General features: G+C 35.6%; 9 protein-coding genes and 1 tRNA gene. 8 read left to right on the forward strand and 2 right to left on the reverse strand.

What is annotated here, in order from left to right; all coding sequences use genetic code 11:
* The first annotated feature begins 649 nt into the window (after positions 1–649).
* The 6 genes from WCP76_RS06135 to WCP76_RS06160 all read left to right on the forward strand — a co-directional run bounded on the left by WCP76_RS06135 (position 650) and on the right by WCP76_RS06160 (position 7,940).
* Positions 650–2,971, forward strand: coding sequence for an NADP-dependent malic enzyme (locus WCP76_RS06135; protein WP_336294799.1), 2,322 nt, complete (start codon positions 650–652; stop codon positions 2,969–2,971).
* A gap of 196 nt (positions 2,972–3,167) precedes the next feature.
* Positions 3,168–3,452, forward strand: coding sequence for an acyl carrier protein (locus tag WCP76_RS06140; RefSeq protein ID WP_336294800.1), 285 nt, complete (start codon positions 3,168–3,170; stop codon positions 3,450–3,452).
* A 10-nt stretch (positions 3,453–3,462) separates the two neighbouring features.
* Positions 3,463–4,638 (forward strand): beta-ketoacyl-ACP synthase, encoded by a 1,176-nt coding sequence (locus WCP76_RS06145; protein WP_336294801.1) that lies wholly within the window; start codon positions 3,463–3,465, stop codon positions 4,636–4,638.
* A 14-nt stretch (positions 4,639–4,652) separates the two neighbouring features.
* Positions 4,653–5,927, forward strand: a complete 1,275-nt coding sequence (locus WCP76_RS06150; protein ID WP_336294802.1) for a beta-ketoacyl-ACP synthase — start codon at positions 4,653–4,655, stop codon at positions 5,925–5,927.
* A gap of 48 nt (positions 5,928–5,975) precedes the next feature.
* Positions 5,976–7,004 (forward strand): zinc-binding dehydrogenase, encoded by a 1,029-nt coding sequence (locus WCP76_RS06155; RefSeq protein WP_336294803.1) that lies wholly within the window; start codon positions 5,976–5,978, stop codon positions 7,002–7,004.
* A gap of 6 nt (positions 7,005–7,010) precedes the next feature.
* A complete protein-coding gene (locus WCP76_RS06160; protein ID WP_336294808.1) occupies positions 7,011–7,940 on the forward strand; it encodes a lipid A biosynthesis lauroyl acyltransferase in 930 nt (309 codons plus the stop codon).
* A gap of 416 nt (positions 7,941–8,356) precedes the next feature.
* Here WCP76_RS06160 and WCP76_RS06165 read toward each other — a convergent pair whose 3' ends face one another.
* Complete coding sequence (locus tag WCP76_RS06165) at positions 8,357–8,731, reverse strand: iron-sulfur cluster assembly accessory protein (RefSeq protein WP_336294804.1); 375 nt, start codon at positions 8,729–8,731, stop codon at positions 8,357–8,359.
* Between the two features lie 629 nt (positions 8,732–9,360).
* Between WCP76_RS06165 and WCP76_RS06170 the strand changes: the two genes are divergently transcribed.
* Positions 9,361–9,437: transfer RNA gene (locus WCP76_RS06170), tRNA-Pro, on the forward strand.
* Between the two features lie 175 nt (positions 9,438–9,612).
* On the opposite strand, the gene WCP76_RS06175 is transcribed toward WCP76_RS06170, so the two are convergent.
* The gene (locus tag WCP76_RS06175; RefSeq protein WP_336294805.1) at positions 9,613–10,080 is read right to left on the reverse strand and encodes an Hsp20 family protein; all 468 of its coding nucleotides are present in this window, start codon (positions 10,078–10,080) and stop codon (positions 9,613–9,615) included.
* Between the two features lie 272 nt (positions 10,081–10,352).
* Here WCP76_RS06175 and WCP76_RS06180 point away from each other — a divergent pair, with 272 nt between their 5' ends.
* Complete coding sequence (locus WCP76_RS06180; protein WP_336294806.1) at positions 10,353–11,261, forward strand: serine aminopeptidase domain-containing protein; 909 nt, start codon at positions 10,353–10,355, stop codon at positions 11,259–11,261.
* Positions 11,262–11,547 lie beyond the last annotated feature (286 nt).

Raw genomic sequence — 11,547 nt, forward strand, 5'->3', positions numbered from 1 at the left:
AAAAGTGGAGAAGAATGTTTTTCCACTTTTTTCTTTTCTAGATGCATTGATGCTTTTTATCATGTAACGCGTTTGTTATAAGCATAGCACTACCCATTTAAAATTTAGGTAGAAGAGAATGTGTAGTTAACATTCAATTTTGGGTAAGATTATAAAATAATAGCCATATTTAAAATTGTGCAGTCAATAAATAAACAATACAATTTCCATTATTCCGCTTGCCAACCTCTTTTTAAAAGGATACGAATAGTTGAGGATTTGCAAATGTTTGCTCAAGAATTTTTCCTATCGATTTATAGAAATTTAAATAAAGCATAAGTTTATGAAAATCAGATTAAATCAATAAGCAATTTTCCGTTTTTTTTGCAAGCATTGCAAAAAAATAGCTGCTTGGTAATGTAAACACCAGTAGTATTTTATCCGTTTTTGACAGCAAGATTGTCTGCTAAGGAGAAAAATAATCGTGCGAATGTCAATCAAATTATTCATGAGCGCAAGTAGCCAGAATCATCCAATTGATTTAATGATCCTAAAGAATTTGTTCATCTCGTGCATTTTTATATTTAGAGAAATGAGGGAGCATCAGCCGAGAAGACTTTATCTAAATAGCTTCGCCATATAAACCTATACTAACCTGGATATCATAAAAATGTCTACAAAACGAAAGAGTAATTTCAGTTCAGAAAAAGCTGAACTTGACAATACAGCGCTTTTTTATCATCAATATCCAAAACCTGGAAAATTGGAAATACAAGCGACAAAACCTCTCGACAATCAACGTGATCTAGCTCTTGCTTATTCTCCAGGTGTCGCAGCGCCATGTATTGAAATTCATAAAGATCCAAATCTTGTTGCTAAATACACATCTCGTTCTAATTTAGTTGCCGTTATATCAAATGGAACTGCTGTTCTTGGATTGGGAAACATTGGTCCGCTTGCTTCAAAACCAGTTATGGAAGGAAAAGCTGTTTTATTCAAAAAATTTGCGAATATTGATGTTTTTGATATTGAGGTTGATGCATCCGATATTGAAAAAATGGTGCAAACAGTATCTGCCTTAGAGCCTACATTTGGTGGAATTAATCTTGAAGATATTAAGGCACCTGAATGTTTTGAAATAGAAGAAAAACTTCGCGCTAAGATGAATATTCCAGTTTTTCATGATGACCAGCATGGAACTGCTATTATTGTTTCTGCAGCTGTACTAAATGCATTAAATCTTTCAGGTAAAAAAATTGAAAACGCAAAAATTGTTGCTTCAGGTGCAGGTGCAGCAGCTTTAGCATGTATTAATCTTTTGCTTCGTCTTGGAGCAAAAGCTGAAAATGTTTGGCTTAGCGATTTAGCGGGAGTGGTTTATGAAGGCCGAAAGGCGCTTATGGACCGTTGGAAAGCTAATTATGCACAAAAGACTGATGCACGAACTTTATCTGAGATTATTGATAATGCGGATGTTTTTTTGGGTCTCTCAGCGGGTGGTGTTTTAAAACCTGAATATTTGAAAAAAATGGCAAAAAATCCATTAGTTTTAGCTCTCGCTAATCCAACACCAGAAATTATGCCAGAAGAAGCACACTCTGTACGACCCGATGCAATGATCTGCACAGGACGCTCGGATTACCCCAATCAAGTCAATAACGTACTTTGTTTTCCTTATATCTTCCGTGGTGCACTGGATGTTGGTGCAACTGCAATCAATGAAGAAATGAAAATGGCTGCAGTTCATGCCATTGCTGCGCTTGCTCGTGAAGAAACTTCAGATGTTGTAGCACGTGCATCCTTAAAGAAACCATCTAATTTTGGACCAGACTATTTAATTCCATCTCCTTTTGATCCGCGCTTATTACTACGCATTGCTCCTGCCGTCGCTAAGGCTGCAATGGAGACTGGTGTAGCAATTCGGCCGATTGAAAATATGGAAACCTATTATGATACCCTCAATCGATTCGTATTCCGTTCTGGTTTAACAATGAAACCTGTTTTTGCAGCAGCAAAAACAGCAAAACTTAAACGCGTAATTTATGCCAATGGTGAAGATGAACGCGTGCTTCGAGCAGCACAAATTGTTCTTGAAGAACAAACTGCAATTCCTATTCTTATAGGTCGTCCACATGTCGTGGAAGCAAGATTAAAACGCTTCGGTTTAAAAATTCGTCCTGGTGTAGACTTTGAACTTATAAATCCAGAAAATGATCCACGTTTTCATGATTACGTTAATTTATTTTTTCATTCTGCAGGAAGACGCGGAATATCGCCAGAGTTAGCAAAAACAATTGTCAGAACATCAACAACAGCCATTGCTGCTCTCGCTATAATGCGTGAAGAAGCTGATGCAATGGTTTGCGGTTTAGAAGGGCGTTTCGAGCATCATCTTGAACTGATTGAACAAATTATTGGACTTGATAAAAATGTTCATCATTTTTCTGCGGTTAGTTTACTTATCTCTCCGCATCGTACTCTTTTTCTCACAGATACCTATGTCAATGAAAATCCTTCTGCAGAAGAAATAGCAGAAATGACGATATTAGCAGCACAAGAAATTGAAGCATTTGGAATAATACCCAAAGCGGCCTTGTTGTCACACTCAAACTTTGGCTCAAAAAATACAGAAAGTGCGCGTAAAATGCGCCGCGCAACAAAAATTCTTACAGAATTATATCCAAATTTGGAAGCTGATGGAGAAATGCACGGTGATGCTGCACTTTCTAAAGTTTTTCGTGATCGTGTTTTTCCCGATTCACGTCTTAAAAGCGAAGCAAATTTGCTTGTCTTCCCTACACTTGACGCTGCTAATATTACACTCAATATCGTAAAAAATTTAACAAATGCACTTCATGTTGGTCCGATTTTGATTGGAGCCTCACGTCCTGTACATATATTAACAGCTTCAGTAACTTCACGAGGAGTTGTTAACATGACAGCCCTTGCAGTTCTTGCCGCTAACAGAAAAAAACAGCTAGAAAACAAATGAAAAAGTAAACTGAAAATAATATTTAAAACTTTTCCAAACCTTTAAATAACGTATTTTAAGTATTGCTAATTTGCTGTCCTTGTAGAAACATAGGCTATATTATTGATTAAATCTTTTTTTTAAAGAGAAAAAAAGCTAGAAGAATGATATTAAGCTGTATTCTGAATTTATCAACTCTATAATAAGGAGTCATGCATTGCCCTCTACATTTGATAAAGTTGCTGATATTATCGCAGAAATCAGTGAAATTGATCGCAGTACGATCACACCTGAAAGTCATACAATTGATGATTTAGGAATCGACAGCCTTGATTTTCTTGATATTGTTTTCGCTATTGATAAAACCTTTGGAATTAAAGTCCCACTAGAGCAATGGACACAGGAAGTTAACGAAGGTTCAATTGCAACCGAAGAGTATTTTGTTCTTAAAAATCTTTGCGCAAAAATTGATGAACTTGTTACCTTAAAGCAAACTGATTAATTTTTTTACCATGCATGATCAAGCTGTATTCATCACTGGTATAGGCCTCGTAAGCTCTTTTGGAGAAGGAGTTGACCATCATTGGAATGTCTTAAATGATTCTACCATTGTACCAAACCTAGACTGTACAACCTTTTCGCCCTACACTGTTCATAAATTGCCAGAAATTGATTGGAGTTTACAAATTCCCAAAAAAAGTGATCAACGGCAAATGGGAACGTGGCAGCACCTTGGTACATATGCAGCTGGACTTGCTCTTGATGATGCAGGCATGAAAAATAATGAACAATTAACATCAACAATGGATATGATCGTTGCAGCTGCTGGAGGTGAACGTGATATTCTTGTTGATACACAAATTCTTTCCAAAGCACGCACAGAATTTAATCATGATTCTATGTTAAACTCGGCTCTTTCGGCTGGACTCCGGCCAACTCTGTTTTTAGCACAGCTTTCAAATCTTTTGGCTGGAAATATCTCTATTGTTCACAAAGTAACTGGTTCTTCTCGCACTTTTATGGGAGAAGAAGGTAGCGGACTCTCTGCTATTCAAATTGCTATAGCTCGTATTCGAAAAGGACAAAGTACCCATGCATTAGTAGGAAGCGCCTACAATGCACAATGCTATGATATGTTATTAGCATATGAGCTTGGAGGTCTATTAACACGCAGTGGATGGACACCCGTTTGGGATCGTAAAAATTGCCTTGGCGGTGGTGTTATAACTGGTTCTGCTGGGGTCTTTTTAGTCCTTGAAAGTGAAGAACACGCCAGAAAACGTAATGCACGTGTTTATGCAAAAATAACACAAATTATAACAGATCAAACGAACAGAAAAAAAGTTCCACTTAAAGAATCAATTGCAAAAATGTTGAAAGAAATGAGAGTTCAATCTGCTTTAACCATTTCGGCGGCTTCAGGTTCTCACGAAGTAACAGCAGCAGAAAAAAGTGCTCTTGATGATGCTGGTATATCTTATCGTGGTATTACAACATTATTTGGTTATATGCGAGAAGCTCAATGTCCTTTAGCACTTGCCCTTGCTGCTATTGCTGTTGAAAAAAAGCGCAGTTTTCCAGTACTAAGTGCTCACGAAAAATCTTTTTCTAAAGAAGTTCATGAAGCATTAGTTACAACTATTGGTATTAAAAGAGCTGAAGGTCTGGTCCATATAACTGCTGCTTAAAAGGAATTACCATAATGAAATATAATGATCATCTTGGACGTCCACTTGTAGCAATAACTGGAGCAGGCATTGTAACATCACTAGGGCAAGGAAAACATGAAAATTGGAAAAAATTAACGAATGGTGTTAGTGGAATTCACAAGATAACACGCTTTTCAGTTGATGGATTAAATACACATATTGCTGGAACAGTTGATTTTCTTAAAGAAAGTACGTTGGGTGCTTCAATTCTTTCTAAAAAGCTCGCGGAGCTTGCAGCAGAAGAAGCGATAGAGCAAGCAGCTCTTGATAAAACAAATTTTAATGGACCATTATTTTTAGCCGCTCCTCCTGTTGAGCTTGAGTGGAAAGCGCGTTTTTCTCTTGATCAAGAAGAGATATTTAGTAATGAGCCTTCCTATGCGCATCTTCTTGAAGTATGCAGCCATAAACTCCATGAAGAGCTATTTGAAAGTACGCAGTTTGGTACGATTGCAGAAAAGCTTCAAGAAAAATTTGGAACAAAGGGACTTCCTGTTACGCTTTCCACAGCTTGTGCATCTGGTGCAACAGCAATTCAGTTAGGTGTTGAATCTATTCGACGAGGAGAGACAACTCGTGCACTTACGATCGCTACGGATGGTTCAGTTTCAGCGGAATCCTTGATTCGATTTTCTTTATTATCTGCCCTTTCAACTCATAATACTCCTGCAGAAAAAGCAGCAAAACCCTTTAGTCGTGATCGAAATGGCTTTGTTATGGCAGAAGGATCAGGTGCTCTGGTTTTGGAATCTCTCAAAAGTGCATTAGAGCGTAACGCAACCATTTTAGGGATTTTGTCTGGATGTGGAGAGACGGCTGATGATTTTCATCGTACGCGTTCAAAACCTGATGCATCACCAGCAATTGAATCGGTTCGCAAAGCATTAAATGATGCAAAAGTAAGCATCAATGAAATTGACTATATTAACGCACATGGAACCTCGACACCTGAAAATGAAAAGATGGAGTATCTTGCATTATCAACAGTCTTCGGTGATATTTTAGAGAATATTCCAGTTTCTTCTAATAAATCAATGATTGGTCATACATTAACAGCTGCCGGTGCCATAGAGGCTGTTTTTTCGCTTTTAACTATTCAATCAGGAGTACTTCCTCCTACAATAAATTACGACAATCCTGATCCTAGTATTCCTCTAGACGTTGTTCCTAACCATAGCAGAAAGGCCAATGTCAATGCAGTTTTATCAAATTCATTTGGTTTTGGCGGTCAAAATACAAGTCTTGTTATTACAGCATATAAAGAGTAATCCAATCGTAATATTCAAACCTGTTAGTTACATATAGGGGATCATATAATGCGTGCACTACAACTCTTAAATGAGCGCCGGCTTGAAATTGCTAATATTTCTCCGCCACCATCACCTGCCCCAGATGAAGTAACAGTGCGTATCAAAGCCGTTGCTCTTAATCATATTGATGTATGGGGCTGGCGTGGTATGGCCTTTGCTAAAAGAAAAATGCCACTTGTGATTGGTGCAGAAGCTTCCGGTGAAGTTGTCCAACTGGGAAGCAATGTTAAAAATTTAAAACTTAAACAAATTGTCTCAATTTATGGTGCAAAAACCTGTGGCGTATGCAAAGCCTGTCGTGAAGGACAAGATAATCTTTGTACTCATGTAAAGGGTGTCTACGGTTTTCATCTTGATGGATTTGCTTGTGAGCTCGTCAATCTTCCAGCACGTTTACTGGTTGCAGCTCCTCCAGAATGTAATGAACTGCAAGCAGCTGTCGCTCCAGTAACTTTTGGTACTGTAGAACACATGCTTTTTGATAACGCAAAACTGCAAATGGGAGAAACAATTTTGATACAAGCCGGTGGTTCTGGTATCGGCTCAGCAGCTATTCAACTTGCAAAACATGTAGGATGCACAGTTATCACAACCGTAGGCTCAGATGAAAAAATTGCGAAAGCGCAAAATCTTGGAGCGGATCATGTTATTAATTATCGTAAAGACCGTTTTGAAGGCGTTGTCCGCAAATTAACCCAAAAAAAAGGCGTTGACGTTGTTTTTGAGCATGTCGGAGCCAATACATGGAGTGGGTCTCTACTGTGTATGAAACGAGGAGCACGCTTGGTTACTTGTGGCTCTACCTCTGGAGTTACAGCACCATTAAATTTAATGCAGTTATTTCAACAACAACTTAAAATATTTGGTTCATTTGGGTGTCGTATAGAAAATATGCAAAATGCTATGCAGAAAATGGCGCAAGACGTTATACATCCTGTTATTGACACAGTTATTGGATTTGATGAAATTGATATAGCTTTAAAACGGTTAGAAAGCCGTGATATTTTTGGTAAAATTATTCTTAAAATCGATTAAATTATGATAAAGTCTTATATTAAATTTTTAATGTATCGTATTAAAATTATATTTAAAAATTTACTTTATTTTCTGTGGGGATATCTCCTCATTGGTTCTTTATTTGTTTTAAAATATTTTCCTACCCATATTGGACTTTCTTGTTTTTCTTGGTTGGCAAAAACATTAGGTCCCCTTACACATCGTCATAAAGTAGCATTGGACAATCTTGGAGCTGCATATCCAGAAAAAGAAGAAGAAGAACTTCAAGCCATTGCAATAGAAATGTGGGAGAATGTAGGTCTCTTCCTAGCTGAATATATTTTTCTTGATAAAATTTTTGATTTCGATCCCCATTCGGATCAACCAGGACGTATTGAGGTAAAAGGTGCTGAAATATTTAAGCGGTTAAAAAATGAAAAAAAACCGCATATCTTTTTCACAGCTCATACCGGAAATTTCGAAATTCTCCCCATATGCGCACAAAGTTTTGATCTGAATGTTACAGTGTTATTTAGAGCACCAAATAATCCTTATATTGCAAAGAGAGTCCTTAAAGCTCGGCAAACTTCCATGGGGCACCTCGTCCCATCTAAAGCTGGCGCAGCTTGGGCATTAGCGGATAAGTTAGCAAAAAATGAAAATGTTGGCATGCTCGTTGACCAAAAATTTCGCAGAGGTGTTCTAGGAACATTTTTTAATAGACCAATTAAGACTAACCCCTTAATTATAAAACTTGCTCGACAGTATAATTGTGATATTTATCCAGCACGTTGTATTCGGCTTCCTGGAGGGCGTCATCGTTTAGAATTATATGAACGTGTAAAACTTCCACTTAATGAAAAAAATGAGATCGATATAGCTGCTTCCGCACAAAAATTAAATGATATTGTGGAAAGTTGGGTACGTGAGTATCCTGGACAATGGACATGGTTACATAGACGTTGGGATATCTAATATATTCATAGCGATTTATTATCAAAAAAAGATAAATGTTTACATCGAAAGATATCAATGATATCGATCACAATTGTTGCAGCATTACGAAATCCTAATAAAAAAATTATCTACTAATATAAAATAAACTTTGTTTCTCTCATACCCTATATTATAGAAGAAATTTACGAAGTTATAGATTCCATTAAAAAAAACTGAACCAAAAGAAAGAATCTTTATTTTTAAAGCTGCTTTTTACACCATTGGTATAAAAGTGATTCATCACTATCTTCATATTTTTGAAATATGTAAAATAAAGAAATATAGTTAAATTATAATCGATTTTTCTTTATAATAAGGTTAAAAATGTTAAACTTTACCAGCCTAAAAAATAAAAAGATTCTTTAATCACTTAATACAAATCTCACTAAGCTCCATCAGATTTTATACACTTCTTTTAACTGATTTTCTGAAACAGAACGAATCTCTACGGATTCGCCACATCCACATGCTGAAATTTGATTAGGATTTTTAAATACAAAACCGGAACGAAGTGTTGTCACTTCATAATCTACCTGCGTTCCTAATAAAAATAATATTGCATCGCGTGCTATAAAAACACGAGCACCATTAACTTCAACAACATCTGCATCCTCCCTATCTTCCTTTACAAGAGTAATTGTATATTCCATCCCCGCACAACCACCCTTCTTAAGACCAATCAAAATACCACGTGCACCTTTGGCATCCATAATCTCTTTAACCCGATTTACTGCAGCCTCTGTCAAATTTATTACAGAAAAACGACCCATCGCTTACTCTTTTCTTACTAAAAGAACACTTTAAAAGTATTTCATGTATAATATTTATTTACTGGTAGATCAAAAATAAAACAATAAGATATTAATTGAAATATTTTGATCATTTCTCATCGAAACAACAACATCAACTCAGCAATTTTGAGTTTTAATTATACAATCAAAATTCTCGGACTTATTATCCTTGAAACTTGTGAAAAATGTTATTTTTACAAAACTTTAAAACGGATAAGAAATTTTTTCATGCTATATATCTGCTACCATACTTTTAAAAATATCTACCCCGTTAAAATACTCCCAATGGAAAACAGAAACCTTAAATCACTTTTCTCTAGCACCTATTCAGGGAAAAAACTAAACTCGCTTAAAAGAAAAAAGATCTCACCTAATATCTTTTACAATCTAAAAAATAATTAAGTGAGCATATTACATATAACAGCTACCAAATCAACGAAACTGAGAAAAGTTTAATTTTTTATCTCAATAACTGAAAAAATCTTAAAGTATAAAATTTCATTTTTTTTGTGAACTTTCTTTAAAAGAACAAAAGCATTTTAGATTTTATTCCATTTATTTTTCTCTTGCCTTTAAAGAAACAGTCGTTTAGTCGTCTTATCATAGTTCGGAGCGTAGCGCAGCTTGGTAGCGCACTTGACTGGGGGTCAAGGGGTCGTGGGTTCAAATCCCGCCGCTCCGACCATTTTTCAGAAAATATACAAATAAATTTGGATTAAATTGGTAATTATAGGCAATTTTGTACAAATAGTTTTTCTATCTCCATACAATATATAAAAAACGCGAGACAAAAGCCTCGCGCCATTTTGTTATCTCCAAGAATGAATAATCATTAAGTTTTCTCAGATTCTAAATTTTCTTTATTCTGTATTACAATTTTTATCATTTCTCACGGCAGATGATGATGTATGTACGGTTATTTTTTTTGGTTTTAGTTCAGCTGGCATTTCTCTTTTAAGCTGAATATGAAGAAGTCCATCGCAAAGTTCTGCTCCAATAACCTTAACATGATCGGCTAAATGAAAACGTCGCTCAAAAGCACGCGAAGCAATGCCTCTATAAAGGAATTCCCGTTCTTCATCATCATTTTCTGGGGTCCTTTTCCCCTTAACAATTAGTTGATTACAATGCATTTCGATATCAATTTCATCTTGAGTAAAGCCAGCAACAGCCATAGAAATTCTATACGAATCTTCAGTTAAACGCTCAATGTTATATGGTGGATAAGAAGAAACATCATCGAGTTGTGTCCTAGAATCAAACCAGTTAAAAAGATGGTCAAATCCTACGGTTGAACGATAAAATGGTGAAAAATCTACTTGACGCATAATACTGCCCTCCTTAGAGCGACTATAATTGACTCACAAAGTTCCCAAACGGCAAACCTGCCCGTGAACCAGCAGTCCCATCATGGCGACCACACCAGTTTATTTGGTAATCGCTTTATCCTATTTCAACTCTTTTCTGCTTGAATTTATAAAAACATATAAAAGAAATATAACCTTTTCTTAAGCATTCTTCATCAATCATTATATGAATGTCCGCCTCCTCTTTATCTCACTTGCACTAAGTTGCCAAAATGCACTGTAAAGGATTTCAATTGGAAACACCTCTTTATTGCCCAACATGGAACTCACCTCCCCCCAATACACATAATAGTTACCTTAAAATAGCCGTTGATCGCGAAATTCGTTTTGCGATAACATCGCCCGAAATAAAAAAATCCAAGGGAACAATTATTATTCTCGAAAGTTATGCAAGTACTTTAGAAGAATATTTTTTACCAATGAAGGAAATTTCTAAACGCGGTTTTCATACAGCAATATTTGACTGGTTTGGTAGAGAAAAATTACAATCCAGTACAAAGAAACAGAGTCGACATCATTATTTTGATATTAATAATGATATTAATGACTTATATGAATTTCTTAAAAATATTGTTTATCCTAATTGTCCATCACCTTACTATATATTAGCCTACGGTATGGGTGGATTAATAGCGCTCGGTGGACTCGACTTCATTAACCATAAATTTAATAAAATGCTTTGTGTTTCTCCTCTTTTTGCACCATTTGGAAATACAACAAATGGCTTTCAACATAAATTAACACGATTTCTTTCTGATATAGGCCTTGGATTTTTATCAGCTAAAGGTTGGAAAAAATTTAAACAAACAAATATACAATTTGAGTGCGCCAATAAAGCACCCTCTCCTCCTATCACTCCCCCAACATCCCGATGGATGGCATCGGTACTTAATGCGGTTGATTCTATAAAAAAAAATATACTTTATGGGCATTTACAAATCCCAACACTGTTTATACTCGCCAATAAAAACAATCTTGCGAACAATATGGAAGTACGACAATTATGCCAACACGCACGTTTAACAAATAGTATCACCATTACAGGTGCTGAACTTGAAACAATCATGCATAACGAAAGCTATAAAAAACAATTTTGGGCTGCATTTGATGCATTTATTACCCATGATATATCTATAAGGTAAAATTTTTAACGAATAACTAACCGCAAATCATAAAAAAGTATGCTGATTTTTAAAGTAAAATACAGCTACTCCTATTTAACAACACACTTTATAACCAAGAAAAATATTTTTCACAAAAGCTCAATTGTATTTTCAAGAAATAAATAATTTTGAATTATAAAAACAAAATAATTTTTGCGTAGTTAATAAAATTCAATCACTTTATAGCATTTAATTTAAAAATATAACTCAATAAGAGCTTAATATAATGGCAATACAATAAAATGTAAAAAATATATTCCACATG

Source organism: Bartonella vaga, from assembly GCF_037070895.1.
Taxonomy (GTDB): domain Bacteria; phylum Pseudomonadota; class Alphaproteobacteria; order Rhizobiales; family Rhizobiaceae; genus Bartonella.